This is a genomic window from Aurantibacter aestuarii, assembly GCF_003008425.1.
Classification (GTDB): Bacteria; Bacteroidota; Bacteroidia; order Flavobacteriales; family Flavobacteriaceae; genus Aurantibacter; species Aurantibacter aestuarii.
In genome coordinates this window covers 492,601-510,529 of sequence record NZ_PXOQ01000009.1, presented here as the reverse complement: position 1 = coordinate 510,529, position 17,929 = coordinate 492,601, and the positions used below count along the sequence as shown (strand labels likewise).

Sequence of the window (17,929 nt, the reverse complement as noted above, 5' to 3'; positions counted from 1 at the left end):
TTATGGATTTAAAGAAAATAGACGCGCCATTATCTACGACTACTTACGATAGAAATAAAGTAGACGCTAAAACAGATAATATTTACGAAGCTATATCTATAATTGCAAAGCGTTCTGAGCAAATTAATTCTGAAATAAAAAAGGAATTAATTGAAAAATTAGAAGAGTTTGCAACTTATAACGATAGCTTAGAAGAAGTTTTCGAAAATAAGGAACAAATTGAAGTTTCTAAATTTTATGAAAAATTACCTAAACCACATGCATTAGCTGTGCAAGAATGGTTAGATGGTAAAATTTACTACAGAAACACAGAAGAAAACCAAGACTAATCTATGTCAATTTTAAGCGGCAAAAATATATTACTTGGCGTAAGTGCTGGTATAGCTGCTTATAAATCGGCTTTTTTAGTTAGAGAACTTATAAAAGCAGGCGCAAACGTAAAAGTTGTTATGACGCCTGCTTCTAAAGATTTTGTTACACCTCTAACATTATCTACCTTATCAAAACATCCTGTAGAATCTCACTTCTACGAAAAAGAAAACGACAACGAACTTTGGAATAATCATGTCGAGCTTGGGCTTTGGGCAGATTTATTTGTAATAGCTCCTGCTACAGCAAACACCATGTCTAAAATGGCAAACGGTACTTGCGACAATTTGTTATTAGCCACCTACCTTTCTGCTAAATGTCCAGTTTATATTGCACCAGCAATGGATTTGGATATGTATAAACACCAAAGTACAACACAAACATTTAATACCTTAAAATCTTTTGGTAACACCATAATTGACTCAACATCTGGTGAGTTGGCAAGTGGTTTAGTAGGTAAAGGTCGTATGGCAGAGCCCGAAGATATTGTAGCGTTTATAGAGCAAGATATTTTAGCCCAATTACCATTAAAAGGAAAGGAAGTTTTAATAACAGCGGGTCCAACTTACGAGGCTATAGATCCAGTACGATTTATAGGAAACCATTCTAGTGGTAAAATGGGATTTGAGTTGGCTATTGCTGCTGCAAATTTAGGAGCAAACGTTACTCTGGTTACTGGACCAACCCATTTGACTATAGACCACAGTTTAATTAATGTTGTACCTGTCGTTTCAGCCCAAGATATGTTTGAAGCGGCTCATAGTTATTTTAAAACATCTCACATTGTTATTTGCGCTGCAGCAGTAGCCGACTATAAACCAAAATATGTTGCAGAAAATAAAATAAAAAAGAACGATGCGACGTTAACTTTAGAACTGGAGAAAACCAAAGATGTTTTAGCTTCATTAGGAGAAATTAAACAGCAACAATTTTTAGTAGGATTTGCTTTAGAAACTAATAATGAAGTTGAAAATGCAAAATCTAAATTAAAGCGAAAGAATTTAGACTTAATTGTATTAAATTCGTTAAACGATAAAGGTGCAGGATTTAAATTGGAAACTAATAAAATAAGTCTCATATTTAAAAATGAACGACTTAAAAATTTTCCTCTAAAATCTAAAACTGAAGTCGCAATAGATATTTTAAACGAAATAATTCCTTTTATTCATGCGTAATTTATGTCTTGTTATAATGTATTGTTTAGCATTTACTGTTGTTAAAGCACAAGATTTAAATGCCAACGTGGTTGTAAACGCACAACTTACGGGAAATGAAAATTTTCAAGTCTTTAAAACATTAGAAAAGCAGCTTACCGAATTTATAAATAATTCTAATTGGACAAGTAGAGAAACTAAACCTAATGAGCGTGTCAATTGTAATTTTGTAATTAATATTACAGAATACAGTAATAACTTTTATACAGCAACTTTACAAGTGCAATCCTCTCGACCTGTTTTTGGATCTACTTATACAACGTCATTATATAATGTAAATGATAAAGATTTTGCTTTTAGTTATAACGAATTTCAACAACTTATTTTTACACCAAACCAATACCAGTCTAATTTAGTCTCTGTTTTAGCTTTTCATATATATATGGTATTAGGTTTAGATGCCGATTCTTTTGCATCAAATGGAGGAGAGCCATACTTTAAGCAGGCACAAACTATTGTTAACTATTCTCAACAAGAAAATTTTGCAGGTTGGAAGCTGTCCGATGGATTACAAAGTCGTTTTATTCTTATAGACCATTTGTTGTCTCCTGCATTTTCAGACTTTAGAACAATTAATTACAACTATCACCGCTTAGGTTTGGACTTAATGAATGAAAACGTAAAAGAAGGTAAAGCACAAATAGCTAAAGCTCTTTTAGGTTTTAATTCTATAGCCAAAAACAGACCAAATTCATATTTAACCCGTGTGTTTTTCGATACGAAAGCAGAAGAAATTCAGCAGGTATTTAGTGAAGGTCCGACTGTAGAAATCGATGAGTTAACTACGGTTTTAAATCGCATTGCGCCAATGTATGCTAACAAATGGCGAAACATTCAATTTCAAAAATAAACAACGTTAATGTTACAAGCGCTAAGTATTAAAAATTACGCGTTAATTGAAACTTTACAGGTTAATTTTAATAGCGGTTTCACAACAATAACAGGAGAAACAGGAGCAGGTAAATCTATTTTACTTGGAGGTTTGTCTTTAATTTTAGGTAAACGAGCAGATTTAAGCAGTTTACGTGATAAAGAAAAGAAATGCGTCATAGAGGCCACTTTTAATATAGAAAACTACAATCTAAATCAATTTTTTAAAAAGGAAGATTTAGACTACGAATCCCAAACCATTATTAGACGAGAAATTTTACCATCGGGTAAAAGTCGTGCGTTTGTAAACGATTCTCCCGTTAATCTTTCAGTTTTACAAGAATTAGGAGATTTTTTAATAGATATACATTCGCAAAATGAAACACGTCAGCTTATTGACGAGTCTTTTCAATTTGGTGTTATTGATGCGTTAGCTAAAAATGCTTCAGAATTATTAAATTATAAATCGCTTCTAAAAAGCTATAAATCTCAGACCAATAGTCTTAAAGCATTAGAAGATAAAAAAGCTCAAGCCCTTAAGGATTACGATTATAATTTGTTTTTATTCAATGAATTAAATGAAATTAAATTAGAACACCTCAATCTTGAAGATTTAGAAGCTGAGTATGAAATGTTGAACAACGTAGAAGTTTTATTAGAGAAAGCTAAAGAGGTTAATGATTTAATTTCAGAAGATCAAATTGGCATTCAAAATAGTTTAACCCAATTAAAAAATGCGGTTAATAAGATAGCACAATTATCTACAAACTATAATACTGTATCTAAGCGAGTGGAAAGTGTTTTTATAGAATTTGATGATATTGTAAAAGAATTAGACCAGCTGCACGAAACTCTGGAAGTAGATCCAGAACGTTTAGATGTTATTAATAACCAACTTACTATAATTAATAATTTATTAAAAAAACATCAAGTAAATACCATTCAGGAACTTATAGAGATAAGAAATACTTTAGATGATAAAGTAGTTGAAACAGATGGACTAGAGCAAGAAATCAATAAACTTCAAAGTGCTATAGAAACTAATAAGGCTGAATTAAAAAGTAGTGCTAAAGTAGTTCATAACAATAGACAGAAAGCTATTCCTGTATTAGAGGAAAAATTAGTGAAAATTTTAGCAGACTTAGGAATGCCAAATGCCTCTTTTAATATTAAAGTTGCAGCTACAGAGCAATTTTACGCGAATGGGACAGATGAGTTACAATTTTTATTTTCTGCCAATAAAGGGATGGATTATAATGAGCTTAAAAAAGCAGCATCAGGTGGAGAATTAAGCCGTATTATGTTGGCAATAAAGGCTATAATGTCTCAGTATATAAAATTGCCTACCATTATGTTTGATGAGATTGATACCGGTGTTTCCGGAGAAATAGCTCATAAAATGGGAGATATTATGACTAAAATGAGTATTAATATGCAGGTATTTAGTATTACACATTTACCTCAAATAGCTTCCAAAGGAAAAGCGCATTTTAAAGTGTATAAAGAAACTGTTAGCGATACAACCATTACGAATTTAGTAGCTCTAAATCAAGAGCAGCGTGTAAATGAAATAGCTTTAATGTTAGGCGGAAATGATTTACAGGCTTCTGCAATTGCACATGCTAAGCAGTTATTAAATTAGAATTGCTTTACAATTCTTTATTAAATACTATATTTGTGATATTATCCAATTAAACTAAAAAATACTATATGTCTTATAACTTACTTAAAGGAAAAAAAGGAATCATTTTTGGCGCTTTAGATGCGAATTCTATAGCTTGGAAAACTGCAGAACGTGTGCATGAAGAAGGTGGAGAATTTGTATTAACTAATGCACCTATAGCAATGCGAATGGGACAAATTGATGAATTGGCTAAGAAAACTGGTTCTCAAATTATACCTGCGGATGCAACTTCATTAGAAGATTTAGAAAAGTTAGTCACAGAATCTATGGAAATCTTAGGCGGAAAAATAGATTTCGTTCTTCATTCTATCGGTATGTCTGTTAACGTAAGAAAAGGAAAAGCATATACAGATCAAAATTACGACTGGACACAAAAAGGAACCGATGTTTCTGCCATGTCTTTTCATAAAGTAATGCAAACCTTATATAAGCATGATGCTATGAACGAATGGGGAAGTATTGTTGCTTTATCTTATATGGCTGCACAACGTGTTTTTCCAGACTATAATGATATGGCCGATAATAAAGCGTATTTGGAGAGTATTGCTCGTAGTTTTGGATATTTTATGGGTAGAGATAAAAAAGTGAGAGTAAACACTATTTCTCAATCTCCTACACCAACTACAGCAGGGCAAGGCGTTAAGGGTTTTGACGGATTTATAGCTTATGCAGATAAAATGAGCCCATTAGGGAATGCAACTGCTTTAGATTGTGCTAATTATACGGTAAGTATGTTTAGTGATTTAACCAAGCGTGTGACCTTACAAAACTTATATAATGACGGCGGATTTAGTAATATGGGCGTAAGTGACTATATTATGGAGTCATTTATTGAAAATGAAGAGAAAAAATAAGGTTTAATAAATTTATACTAAAATGCCAAAACAACAGTTTTGGCATTTTTTTTGTATTTATAGGTATACCTGCTTCATTGAAACATAAAGTAAACAAGTAATTGTCCCTAAAAAGAAACAATAAGCAAAAAAAATCCGATTTAAATAAAATCGGATTTTTCTTGTTTAGCCTTCAAAACCATCATCGTCATCACGATTATTAGTTCTGGTTTGTTTTTTCTTCTGATTAAATCTGTAGGTAAAAGCTAAATTAAAACTTCGTTCTCTCCATTGGAACTCACTATCGCTTTCAAAAGTGGGTGTCGTTGTAAATTGTCTTCTAATTCGGCTATTAAAAACATCATTTATATTAAATGTTAATGATGCTTTCTCATTAAATAAATCCTTGCTAAAAGCTAAAGTTGCACTCAATAAACCTTCCGTTTTAGTTTGAGCATCTTCTCGTGGTCCACTATAAAAAACATTCGTTTGCCAATCTATACCATATGGTAACGTATATTTATTGTTTAAACGTGCAAACCAACTGTTATTTGTGTTTCCTAAGTTTAGTCCATTAGGTGTAATTCCTTCAGTTTTAGATTGAAAATAATTATAGTTTCCATTAATACGCCATTTTTTAGATGGACTATACGTTAACGTAAATTCAAATCCTAAACGATCTTCTGTAGCTAAGTTTATTGGAGTTCTTTGTATAACGGGTAAATCTTGCCCATTAACATTTACAACTTCGCCACTGTCAAAGCTCACAAATTCAAATCCATCGGTAGCGCGAGAGAAGTAAGTTGATCCATTTAAAGTAAATTTACCTAGTCGTTTTAAAAATCCTAAATCGAATTGACCAGAATAACTTGGATCTAAATCTGGATTACCTAAAAATACATTAGTAACACTGGAACGCGATGGAAATGGATTTATAAATCGGGATCTTGGACGTCTCAAACGTCTAGCATAACCTAAGGTTAGATTTGCTGTGTCATCAAACTCATAACTTAAATTTACGGTAGGGAATAATCCCGTATAATTCTTTTTTGCAAAATCGCCACTTGTCTTTTGGTCTATAGTAAACTGCGTGTTTTCTACTCTTAAACCTAAAAGGTAAGAGAATTTACCTAATTTACTTCCAAATTGCGTATATGCAGCATATAAATACTCTCTAAAATCTAAAATATTAGTAAGATTAGTTTGTAATTCGAAATTATTGGTGTCTTCATCTAAAAAACGGACTTGATAATCGGTTAAGGTGTTATTAAAATCGAATCTAAATCCTGCTTCAAACTGATGGTTGTCACCAATAGGTAAAACATAATCACTTTGTAGCAATATTTCAGTAGCGTCTTCGAACGTATTAACCTTTTCTTGTAAAATGTTGTTGACTAATACTTGAGAATCTTCATCTTCTGTATTGTCTTCATATTGAAAATCGAATGTTAACTTATGTCCAGACGTGTTAAAATCTTTAGTAAAATTTACACTGTATTGTATCAATTCATCATCCTCAAATTCTGGATCAAAACGTGTTGTTGTGTTTGTAAGAACGTTATTGCTATCAAATAGATTTAATACGTTAGTGTTATTGTCGTTACTGTTATTGTCTCTATAGAAAATTGATGTTGTTAAAGAGGCAGAATCTGTAATATACCACTCCACACCAAAATTAGCATTAATGCCTTTTCTAACGCGATCAAATGTTTCACGCTCTTTTAGAAAAGTATCTGGATTATCGGCTATTAAAACACCATTATCATCAAAATCCTGATTAAAATATCGGGTATCTGCACTGGTATTACCAGGACTTTCTCTGTAACTATATCCAGAATTAGTGAAAATATTAACATCACCAGTTCGGTAATTTAAATTTCCTGAAATACCTGCACTTGGGTTGTATCCAACATTTGTATTTATAGCACCATTTAAACCTTGTAGCTTGCTACGACGTAAAATAATATTTAAAATGCCTCCAGTGCCTTCAGAATTATATCTTGCAGAAGGTGATGTAATTACTTCAACACGCTCTATAGATTCTGCAGGTAATTGTCTTAAAGCATCTGTAGAGTTTAAACCAACTAAGCCTGAAGGTTTTCCGTTTATTAAAATAGTAACGTTCTCATTTCCTCTTAGTGCCACATTACCTTCAACATCTACTGAAACAGATGGGACATTATCTAAAACATCACTAACAGTTCCGCCTTTTACGGCTAAGTCTTTACCAACATTATAGATTTTTTTGTCTAATTTAATTTCAACAGTTGTTTTTTCGGCAATAATGCTTACTTCTTCTAAGCTTTCAAAATCTTCAGACAGTGTTTGATTTGGAAGTGTCTTAGACTCATTTAGAACTACATTATTAAGCGTTACGGTTTTGAAACCTATATATTCATACCTAATGTTATAAGTTCCGCTTTTTAAATCTATAGAATACTCACCATTTTCATTGGTTATACCTCCATTTATTTTAGAGGTATCTGAGGCATCTGTAAATACAATGGTTGCATATTCAAGAGGTGTTTTAGTATCCTTTTCTAGAATCTGACCTTTAATGGTGATGGTTTGAGCGCTAACAATAGCAGTAAATAAGAGTATTGCTACAGTAATAAATGTTTTAATCATGAGTTTTATTTTGCCTTAAGACGGCAAAACTAACCTATGGTTTAAGCGAAAGTCGTTAAAGCTTTGTTAATTAACTATTAAAGAATTTCATCAATTCGCTCAGTAGGTCTAGCAACCACAGCTTTACTACCATTAACAACAATAGGACGCTCTATAAGCTTAGGATTTTTTACCATAGCCTCGATAAGTTCTGCATCAGATAACGTTTTACTCTTAAAGTCGCTTTTCCAAATGGCTTCATTTTTACGAATGACTTCAATAGGTGCTATGTTTAATTTTGATAATACGTTTGTCAATTCATCAATTGTAAATGGATTGTCTAAGTATTTTATAATTTCAAATTCTGCATTTTTATCTTCTAAATAAGCAACGCCTAAACGGGACTTACTGCATCGGGGATTGTGGTATATTTTTATCATTTTTTTAATCATTATCTCTTCTTGCTTTTCTCCGTTCTTTGCGTTCTGCTTTTCTTTGAATGCGCTCTTGTTGTTTTTCAAAAGAGGTTTCTTTCTTTTTGAAAAAATCTAGAATTTTATCAAATCCGGTATCTTCTTTAAAATCTTCACAAGCTAATAAAAGCTCTTCGTTTTCAGTTAATTCTAAAAATTGTTCAGAATACAATTTTTTTAGAGTTTGGTCTTGTTCTAAAAAACGAAGTGTCCTCGCGATTAATGGTAATGCTAAGCTGCTACCAGCACCTAAACCCGAAGTAAAATGAAGTTTGGGAGAATCACATCCTACACGACTTACCATCACTAAACTAGGATTGTAGCCTACAAACCACGCATCTGTATAATCTTGTGATGTTCCTGTTTTGCCGGCTAAAGGCATTGTTACTTGATATTTGGTTCTTAAACTAGTACCTGTACCACGATTTATTGCATTTTGTAAAATTTCGTTTATCTGTTTCGCGGTGGTTTCATTTAAAACCGTTTTTGGTTCAACTTCTTTATGTTCGTATATAATTTCACCTTTAGCGGTTTCAATTTTTGTTATAGCGTAAGGAGTAACACTTTTACCATAATTTGCAAAACTACTGTAAGCACGAGCCACTTCGTAAATACTGGCATTGGCAGTTCCTAAAGCTAAGGATGGCTTATTCTCTAATTTCGAATTAAATTGAAGTCGGTTCCAAATGGTATCCAGCTGTACAAAACTAGTTTGCATAAATAAGTTTACGGTTGGTACATTTTTAGAATTTAGTAAAGCGCCTTGAAGAGAATATTTCCCTCCAAAAGTATTATCGGCGTTGGTTGGGCTCCAATTTTTATAATCTGATAGGGTTATTTTATCATTATCTAAATAATCGCAAGGTTGTTTTCCGTATTCTAAAGCTGTGGCATATAAAATAGGTTTAAAAGTTGAAGCGAGTTGGCGCTGAGCAAAAATCTGGTCGTATGCGTAGCGCTGGTGATTTATGCCACCCAAATACGTTTTTATAGCTCCTGTTTTTGGAGATAAAGCAATAAGTCCCGCATGTAATAATTTGTTTTCTAACAACAAGCTATCCTTAACAGAAATAGAATCTTGTTCTAGGCCACTCCATTTAAATATGGTTTGCTTGTGTTTTATCTGAGCAGAATCTAATGAAATCTTCATTTTCTTTAAATGTTGTTCTGCTATGTTATTTGATTGGTTTTGAAGAGTTCTACTGTTAGCCATTTGCTTATCAAACAGCTCCTGCATTATACTTAAATGCTCATAAAATGAGGTGTTGGCGTGCTCTTGTAACTTACTGTTTAAAGTTGTGGTTATTACAAGACCATCTTTTAACACATCATATGCTGTATTATTTGCAGTGTTTAAAGAATCTAAAATCTGTTTACTTTCTTTTTCTACAAATGCTATAAAGTGCCCGGACTTATTGTTGCTCTTTAAATTATTATAATTTAATTTTAATGGAAGTTTTATAAGAGAATCCGATTCTTTACGGGTTAGGTAACCATAATTAGCCATTTGATTTAAAATAACTCGACGTCTGCTTAAAGAATGATCTGGATTGAGATGCGGATTGTAATAGGTATTCGCTTTTAGAATACCAACTAAAGTTGCCGATTCTTCTACCGTTAAATCTTTGGTTTTTTTATTAAAATAACGAAGTGCAGCACTTTCAATGCCATAAATATTTTCTCCAAAAGAAACCGTATTTAAATATAGGGTTAAAATATCTTCTTTACTATAAATGCTTTCAATACGTTGCGCGATAATAATTTCCTTCGTTTTATTAACTGGCATACTCATAAAACCATATTCACTTCTGCCGGTCATATTTTTAGCCAACTGTTGCGAAATAGTACTTCCGCCACCAGAACGTTTGTTACCTAATAAAATAGATTTTATAAAAACACGAAACATACTTCTGGAATCTACACCAGAATGTTCAAAAAAACGGGCATCTTCGGTAGCTACTAAAGCATTAATTAAATGTTTAGGTAACTCCTTGTAAGTTGTGTTAGTTCGGTTTTTATTAAAAAATTTACCAATAATAACATCGTCCTCAGACTTTATAATGGAAGCAGTTTCATTTTTATAATTTAATAAATCCTGAGTGGTATATACTGGGCCAAACACATTATTTTTTACAGAAAAGTAAAAACCAGTAATCCCAATTACTACCAATAATAAAAGAATTGACGCGTATTTTAAGAATTTTATAAGCTTGGTTTTCATAATAAAAGTAAAGGCACAAAACTATATAAATTAAAAGTATAATTTATAAGCTTAACAAAGGTTTAGCATGTCAAAACGCCTTTAGTAAATCGCGGATGCGAAGTTTTTTAGAATAGTCGTATTCGTTAACATCTCTAACAAAACAATGTTCGCTTATGCTTTTATTTTTTACTTTCTCAGCTAAAATTTCAACTTTAAATGGACCGTATTCTTTGGCTTTTTTTATGTAGTAAAATTCGTGCTCATAAATTAGTTCTGTAGCTTTTTGAGCATATTTTTGATGAAGAAATTTTTGTACATCGTCGAAACTATTTAATTCATCAGAATAACTATTTTCATTAATAAAAAAAGCGCAATTATTGGTGTTATGATGATTTAATACTAAAATGTCATCATCTTTAAAATAGGCTTTTACAGTAATTATGCCATCTTCAGTAGTTATGGAAAATGTATTTTCGGTATCTATTTGCCATGAAGTTTTGCTGACGGCTTCATTTTCTGTAATAGTTAAAGTGTTTTCATCTTTAAAAACATAAACGGCTTTTTTATTAGCAATACCATTTACTAAAACCCACTGCTGATTTAAAAAAAGTTGATCATAATGCAATTGATAATCGAACGCTTGTAAATCTGGAAAAATGTCGAAAATGTATGACTGCATATTAATTTTTACAACTGTTTTTATTAGTAACGGTTTTTATTTTAAAATGTTATGATTATTTTTTATTAAAAATTTAAAATAGATTTTAAAGAACAACAGAAACAATATATAATTTAAATTAATTTATGGCACCTTATGACCTTGACATTCTACTAAAAGTGAAAACCAATCTTCTAATTCTAATGGTGTTTTTAGTGCGTCCTTTGCATTTAAAATACGCTGTTTATTTGTCGTGCCAATAACGGGAGAAACATTTGCTGGGTGCTTTAAAATCCATTTTAAAAGAATGCTATCTTCAGAGCTGTTATACTTATGAGTTAATTGTTTTAAAACAAGCTTTATTCGCTGAGTTTGTTCATTATCTTCTTTAAAAACAAATCCTAACGGACTCCAGCTCATTACATTAATGTTTTTTTGTAACATGTAATCTAATGTACCATCATGCATGGCTGTATGCTGCGTTAGAGAGAATTCAATCTGGTTAGATTCTAATGTAATTCTATTAGATAATAATTCCATTTGAGATGTAGTAAAATTGGAAACTCCAAACGCCTTAATTTTACCAGAATTTTTTAGAGCTGTTACTGCTTCGGCAATTTCATCGGGATGCATTAAAGGACTAGGTCTATGCAATAAAAAAGTATCTAAGTAATCTGTTTTTAAATTTTTTAGAGTTTGCTCTGCACTCCAAACGATATAATCTTTTGAATAGTTGTAATGTTTTATTGTATTATTTCTTGTTTGACCAACATATTGAATCCCACATTTTGAAATAAGGTGAAGTTTTTCACGAGGGATACCAGAAACAGCTAGAGCGCTTCCAAAACCTGCTTCTGTGGTGTAATCTCCATATATATCGGCGTGATCAAAGGTAGTTAGGTCGTTATCTACACAAAACTGTATGAGGTTACTTTGTTCCTTTAAAGAGAATTTTTTACCCCAATCTCCCCAAGACATGCAGCCTATAATTATTTTACTTGTTTCTTTAAAACTCATTGTTAATTTAGATTTAAACCAAAATAAGTTTATTTATCGAAACTATCAAACGTAATCTTAAACAAAAAAAAATCGTCCAATCATGTTTATAATTGAACGATTAAGTAAAAAATTAAAGCTAAACTATTAACGCTTTTTATTTTTATTTTTTTTGTTATAGTTTTTATCGCCTCGTGTTTTTGGTTTTTTATACTTGGCGGCAATTTTAAATTTGTAAGAACCTCCTAAGTTTTCTTTAGAGTTTTTAGCTTTCTTCTCATGGAAAGCAGGACCTGGAGCATCTTCATCTTTTTTTCTTTTGGTTGGATTATTATGTTCTTTTATTTGTGGTCGTTCTTCCTCAATTAATTCTGTAGAAATAGTTACTTCTTCAGGTATTTGAAGTTCGGGAATAACCATATTCATAAGGGTTTCAATTTTTTCTAAATGTTCCTGTTCTTTTTCAGTAGAAAAAATAATGGCTTCTCCTTTACGCTCTGCACGACCTGTACGACCAATTCTGTGCGTATAATTTTCTGGATAATCTGGTGTGTCAAAATTAATTACATGGCTCACATTATCAATATCTAAACCACGAGCCATTACATCTGTTGCTATTAAAACACGATTAAAACCTTCTCTAAATTGTTCTATACTTCTTAATCTATAATTTTGAGTTTTATTAGAATGGATTACACAAATTTCATCATTTAAAGTTTCTGCTAAATGATCAAATAAGCGATCTGCCATTTTTTTATGAGCTACAAAAACCAGTACTTTATTAAACACTTCTGTATCATTAAGTAAATGTTTTAATAGATTAAATTTGGTGTAATAATTAGGAACACTATACTTCGTTTGAGAAATATTTTCAAGAGGCGTTCCAGAAACAGCAATAGATATTTTTTCTGGGTTAATAAAGAAATCAGTAATTAGTGCATCCACATCTTCCGTCATGGTAGCCGAAAACATAATGTTTTGTCGACGTTCTGGAAGTATATCAAATATATTTAATAATTGATGTCTAAAACCAAGGTCAAGCATAACATCAACTTCATCTATAACTAATTTTTGTAAAGATTTTAATTGAAGTACGCGGCTTACAGCCAAATCGTACAATCGTCCTGGTGTGGCCACAATAATATCTTGTCCTTGTGCAACTGCCTGTTTTTGGGTATTTATATTTGTGCCTCCATAGACTCCTAATACACGAACATTTATGTACGCAGCCAATTTTTCAATTTCATTTACAACCTGAACTACTAATTCTCTAGTTGGTACTAAAATTAAAACTCGAGGGTTTTCTTGAGTAGAAAACTTTAAGTTTTTTAAAATAGGTAACATGTAGGCAAACGTTTTACCGGTACCAGTTTGTGCAATACCAACCATATCTTTACCGGAAGCTATAACACTAAAGGCTTCTGATTGTATAGGTGTTGGTGTATTGAAACCTAAATCGGATAAAGCGTTGTATAATGGGGTATTTAAATTTAAATCTAGAAAACTATTCACGTTGTAACGGTTTAAGCCACAAAATTACTATTATTAATTGGTTTAGACTAAATGGTTCATGTCTATTTCTATAACGTAACTTGCTGAGAAACTTTTATTTGATTCTAAAGTTAAAATACCTTCTTTAGTTTTAAACTCTTGATTAGTATTTACGCCATCTGCAATACCTAACCAAGGTTCAAGACATACATAGTTGGCTCCTGGTTTTGCCCAAATACCAAAATAATTAAAATCTGGAAAACTCATACTTAATACGTTTCCGTTCTTATGGTGTTTTAAACTTATTTTTTTTGAATTCAAGTTTTTAAATATTAAGGCATCTTTATTAAATAGAGCTTTGTTTAACTGTATAGTTTGTGGTGTTGTTAAAACAGCTTCAGTTTTTGTACTTACAAGTCCGTTAGTTAAATCTAGTAGATGAGTTTCTTCGGTTTCTGGTTGTTCAAATTCTAGAGAATAGTCTTCGTAAGTTTCATTTTTGTATAAGGGACATTTAAACGCTGGATGTCCACCAAGCGAAAAATAGAGTTGTTTTGAGTCTGAATTTTCAACCGTATAAGTTACCTTAAGTTGATTCTCATTTAGTGTATAAATAACTCGGTATTTAAAATGAAAAGGAAAGTGTTCTAAAGTCTTTGGATTGGACACAAGTTCATAAGTCAATTCATGTTCACTTTGTTGCGCCAGTTTTATATCTGAACTATGACGGATAAATCCATGTTTAGGAAGTGTATATTTTTTTCCTTCTAGAATATAGGTGTCATTTTTTAAGGCACCAACAATAGGGAAAAGGTTAGGGGCAAAATTTGGCCAAACCTTTGGGTTGGCATCCCACATAAACTCGGTGTTTTTATGTGTAGAACGTATACTACATAATTCTGCACCAATGGGATTAACTGTTATATTTAAAAGATTGTTTTTTAGATTATTCAAAATTCTCACTGTTTTTTACAAGATTTAAACTTTTCTCTTTATAAGTCTCATCAAATGTATCCCAAATGGTATCACATGGAAAAGCTTCAATTTTTCCTTCTTTATTATATATAGAATCTTTTAGTTGGACTATTAAAATATATTTTTCATCATAATTAGGGTAAGTCAAGATAACTGGTTGGTACATTTGGTTTTTAAATTGAAATGGTGTTTCAAAAATATAATCATCAGTAAACTCATCATTATCATATAAATATTGTTTGACTGATAGTTTTGTAAACTCAGTAGTTAAATAAGCTTCCGGAATTTCGTTAATTTCATTTCTGCTTTCGTACAGTTTTAGTATGCTTAATGGATTAGAAACACTATCTAATACTGCTTTTTTAATTGTATCCGAAACTTCTAAATTATGATTAATTTTTAACTTAAGCGCTGCTGATTTTATCCATGGATACGATTTTGAATTCAAAATTTTATTAAAAAAAGAATCAAATTCAGTGAGATTTACTTTTGTTGGTGGTAGTGCGGAAAAATAATTTAAATAAGTAGATGTTAGTTCTGTTTCTGGATAATCACTCTTATTAAGTTCTTCAAAATAGTTTTGAGCATCTTCTTCAAGGAATTTCAGTGGATTTTTATGATTTTGGGATATCACATTGTTTTTTAAACTATCGGTATTTAATGCTTCGGTAAATAAATCAAGGACGCTTGACCTATAAGGCTTGTGGTTTGCTAATTCCACTAATTTATCAAAATTTAAAAAAATTAATTTTGTAGAATCTCTGTATGGTGTTAATAGAGCGTAACTATAGGTCTCTTCAGAAATTGGAGTATGATTAAATAATAAATTATTATAGGTTTCTATATATTTATCTGGCTTATAGGATTGTATAGTATATAATATGTCCTGCTTATTCATAGCAGATGTAGTTTTATGTAAATACGTTTGATTTAGGTTTAATAAAGTTTCTTTATTATTAATTGTACTAAACTCATTGTTAACTTTACTTATTACTTCATTTTGAAATAGGGAATCTTTGTAGTTATATTTTAAAATTTTATGAAGTGTTTGAATTTCACTTTTATCGAAATAATAATAATCAAAAGCATTTAAAGCACTATATCTTTTTAAAGAGTCTTTATGTTTTAAATTTTTAAATATCTTTTTAGCTTTTAGATCATAAATAGAGTTGTGTTTTAATTTTTTTAAAGGTTTGTAACCACTTAAGAAATTATTGATGTTTTTATTTTCAATGGTTTCTTCACTGGGGTATACGGAGGCTAAAAAGTAGTAACCTTGGTCCAACCATAAGCGATGTTTACTCATTATACTGTCTTTAACAGTTGTTAATTCAAAATCTATAGCATTAATACCTTTAAATTTTGTGTGTTTTTTATGAGTTATTATTTCATCTGTAGACTCATATTCTTTTATTGTTTTCTCATAAAATACAGATAAAGTATCTGTTTTAAAATAAGGTTTTAGTTTTGAGTAATTTAAGAAATAAGCATTTCCTGTTAGTGTATCTATTGATGCGATTTCATTAGAACTTGATAAATACGAGTCTACAGCAGTTTCAGAGCTCTCTTTTTTAAATTTAGTGTAATTCTTATATTCAAAAAAATCTTCTTTTAAAGTTGTTAATTCTGCATTTTCAAAAGGAAGAAATTTAAAACTATTGAAAAACTTATGGTTAGCATCTGCTTTTTGATTGGAGTCAAGTTTTTGATGCATTAACAAGTACATTCGGTTTCCTCTAAAAACTACTTTAACTATGGCATGATATTTTTCTTTAATTAATAATTCGTATTCCTTTCCTGGTAAACCATTTATAAGTACATTTTTTGGCACAGATAAATGCGAGGCAGTTTGCAATAAAGTATTTTCCATTTCGTCATAGGCTACATTTAAATTTTCTAATCGGTACCCTAGGGGCAAATCATTATAGCGAAATAAAAAATTATCGTTACTCTCTTTGTCCGTAGACATAAATAATTTTAAATCATACACAAGAATTTCACCATCTTGGTTGAGTTCAGATTTTCTAGAAAAATCGGTATAATCACCAGGAACATTAACTGTAAAAGCACCTTCTTTACTAATAAATTTTTTCCAGTTATTATAATTGTCACGTTTTATTAAAGGATATGTTTTTAAAATATTAAATGAGTCGAAAAACTTTTTTGTATTAACATCTTCTAGAATAGATTCTTTGCCAAAAGCCCCGTAGAAATAAGTAATACCATTATTTGTTAGTATTCTTAAGATATAATATTCATGAGTTTCATTTTGTTCTGGTAATGTTTTTAATTGTAGCTTATAACCTTTAAGGTCTTTGTATTTAAAATCTATAATGGTATCATGAACAACATTATGTTTAGATTTAAAATTTTTTAAATAGTTAGTATAGAATTTTTCTTTATTTTCTGGGTCATAATTTTCACGGTCATCTACCGCAAAAAACATATATGAATGTCCACTTGCAATATTAATAGCGTAATTATAATCTAAACCTTTGGAAGTAGACGCTAAGTATCCAGGTACTTTAATGCTAAAAGCTAATGAGTCGTTTTTATAACTATTCCAATTAGCTAAGTTTTTATCTACTTTATAAGTTTTTGCTACACCTGTGAATTCTGCATTGACTTTAGTGACTTTATAGCCCATGTCACTTAATAATTTAATAATTCCTGTTTTACCAGGAAGATGCGCAACACCAACAGCAGCAAATAAAGTACTGTTTTTACTTATTAAAGCTATATTATTAGCCATCTCAGTATTACGTCTTGTAAGCTCTTTATTATAGCCTTTATTTTTTTCTAAATAGTTATTTACAGCTTCTAGATCTCCAGAAATATAGATTTTTTTTAATTTTTCTAAATATTCGTTATAAGATTTGGTATCATATTTTAAGTAGCTAAGAATATATTTTCGCTGTTTTTTAGCAGATAAACTGTCAAAACTCAAGTAATTGTTTTGATTCTCTAATCCTACAATAGTTTTTGACATTGTCCTTGCTTGAGACAATAAATGTAAATCTACAAAAACCTGATTATCATCTTTTTTTTTGTTCTCTTTTAATAATTGACTAATTAATGTTTCAACATCTGTAATATTAGAGTTTTCTATAGAGTCATTATTAACTTCAAAATATCTTTTTGCAACTTTTTTATATTCTTTGTCTTTTAAGACCGATTTAATTTTTAAATACCCAGGCGTTTTTCCATTTGTCATAGTTTTCACAAAACTCATTATTGAGTCTGGATGAATTTCTAATGCAAATTTCTCGCTTTGCTCTATTGCAGGAAGGACTTGATCACTAAAGTTAAATGCGCGTTTGTCTTCCACATGCATAGTACCAAAAAGATAGGAAGGCTCAGTTAGTCCATTTCCTTCTATTTTCCAAAGTAAAGAATAATCGTTAGTGTTTTGACTAAAAATAAGTTGAGCAAAAAATAAAATAAATAAGCTTGTATTTATAAAAAATTTTGAAGAAGAATTAGATGACATTTAAAATGGAATAAAAGTGAATTATTTGGCTAAAATAGTTAGATTCTTAATAAATTTGATGAAATA

At 30.7% G+C, this 17,929-nt stretch carries 13 protein-coding genes; 5 read left to right on the top strand and 8 right to left on the bottom strand.

Features of this window, described 5'->3' with window-relative positions; translation table 11 throughout:
• The first annotated feature begins 2 nt into the window (after window positions 1-2).
• The 5 genes from C7H52_RS09020 to C7H52_RS09000 all read left to right on the top strand — a co-directional run bounded on the left by C7H52_RS09020 (window position 3) and on the right by C7H52_RS09000 (window position 4,991).
• On the top strand, window positions 3-329 hold the full coding sequence (locus C7H52_RS09020) for a DNA-directed RNA polymerase subunit omega (protein WP_106463573.1): 327 nt from the start codon (window positions 3-5) through the stop codon (window positions 327-329).
• 3 nt (window positions 330-332) lie between these two features.
• Window positions 333-1,544 (top strand): bifunctional phosphopantothenoylcysteine decarboxylase/phosphopantothenate--cysteine ligase CoaBC, encoded by a 1,212-nt coding sequence (gene coaBC / locus C7H52_RS09015; RefSeq protein WP_106463572.1) that lies wholly within the window; start codon window positions 333-335, stop codon window positions 1,542-1,544.
• Window positions 1,537-2,433: a type IX secretion system protein PorD gene (gene porD, locus C7H52_RS09010; RefSeq protein WP_106463571.1), complete on the top strand. Its 897-nt coding sequence runs from the start codon at window positions 1,537-1,539 to the stop codon at window positions 2,431-2,433. Before coaBC ends, porD begins: the two co-directional genes overlap by 8 nt.
• 9 nt (window positions 2,434-2,442) lie before the next feature.
• Window positions 2,443-4,095: a DNA repair protein RecN gene (gene recN / locus C7H52_RS09005; protein WP_106463570.1), complete on the top strand. Its 1,653-nt coding sequence runs from the start codon at window positions 2,443-2,445 to the stop codon at window positions 4,093-4,095.
• Window positions 4,096-4,163: 68 nt separating this feature from the next.
• Window positions 4,164-4,991 carry an enoyl-ACP reductase FabI gene (locus C7H52_RS09000; RefSeq protein ID WP_106463569.1) on the top strand — a complete coding sequence of 276 codons (828 nt, stop codon included), beginning with the start codon at window positions 4,164-4,166 and terminating at the stop codon, window positions 4,989-4,991.
• A 165-nt stretch (window positions 4,992-5,156) separates the two neighbouring features.
• Here C7H52_RS09000 and C7H52_RS08995 read toward each other — a convergent pair whose 3' ends face one another.
• The 8 genes from C7H52_RS08995 to C7H52_RS08960 all read right to left on the bottom strand — a co-directional run bounded on the left by C7H52_RS08995 (window position 5,157) and on the right by C7H52_RS08960 (window position 17,863).
• Window positions 5,157-7,598 (bottom strand): outer membrane beta-barrel family protein, encoded by a 2,442-nt coding sequence (locus C7H52_RS08995; RefSeq protein WP_106463568.1) that lies wholly within the window; start codon window positions 7,596-7,598, stop codon window positions 5,157-5,159.
• A gap of 77 nt (window positions 7,599-7,675) precedes the next feature.
• Window positions 7,676-8,017 carry an arsenate reductase (glutaredoxin) gene (gene arsC / locus C7H52_RS08990; protein ID WP_106463567.1) on the bottom strand — a complete coding sequence of 114 codons (342 nt, stop codon included), beginning with the start codon at window positions 8,015-8,017 and terminating at the stop codon, window positions 7,676-7,678.
• 4 nt (window positions 8,018-8,021) lie between these two features.
• The gene (locus tag C7H52_RS08985) at window positions 8,022-10,271 is read right to left on the bottom strand and encodes a transglycosylase domain-containing protein (protein WP_106463566.1); all 2,250 of its coding nucleotides are present in this window, start codon (window positions 10,269-10,271) and stop codon (window positions 8,022-8,024) included.
• 70 nt (window positions 10,272-10,341) lie between these two features.
• Window positions 10,342-10,932: a hypothetical protein gene (locus C7H52_RS08980; protein WP_106463565.1), complete on the bottom strand. Its 591-nt coding sequence runs from the start codon at window positions 10,930-10,932 to the stop codon at window positions 10,342-10,344.
• Window positions 10,933-11,055: 123 nt separating this feature from the next.
• Window positions 11,056-11,928: an aldo/keto reductase gene (locus C7H52_RS08975; protein ID WP_106463564.1), complete on the bottom strand. Its 873-nt coding sequence runs from the start codon at window positions 11,926-11,928 to the stop codon at window positions 11,056-11,058.
• Window positions 11,929-12,054: 126 nt separating this feature from the next.
• Complete coding sequence (locus tag C7H52_RS08970) at window positions 12,055-13,419, bottom strand: DEAD/DEAH box helicase (RefSeq protein ID WP_106463563.1); 1,365 nt, start codon at window positions 13,417-13,419, stop codon at window positions 12,055-12,057.
• A 42-nt stretch (window positions 13,420-13,461) separates the two neighbouring features.
• Window positions 13,462-14,352, bottom strand: coding sequence for an aldose 1-epimerase family protein (locus C7H52_RS08965; RefSeq protein ID WP_106463562.1), 891 nt, complete (start codon window positions 14,350-14,352; stop codon window positions 13,462-13,464).
• The gene (locus C7H52_RS08960) at window positions 14,345-17,863 is read right to left on the bottom strand and encodes a TraB/GumN family protein (RefSeq protein WP_106463561.1); all 3,519 of its coding nucleotides are present in this window, start codon (window positions 17,861-17,863) and stop codon (window positions 14,345-14,347) included. Before C7H52_RS08960 ends, C7H52_RS08965 begins: the two co-directional genes overlap by 8 nt.
• Window positions 17,864-17,929 lie beyond the last annotated feature (66 nt).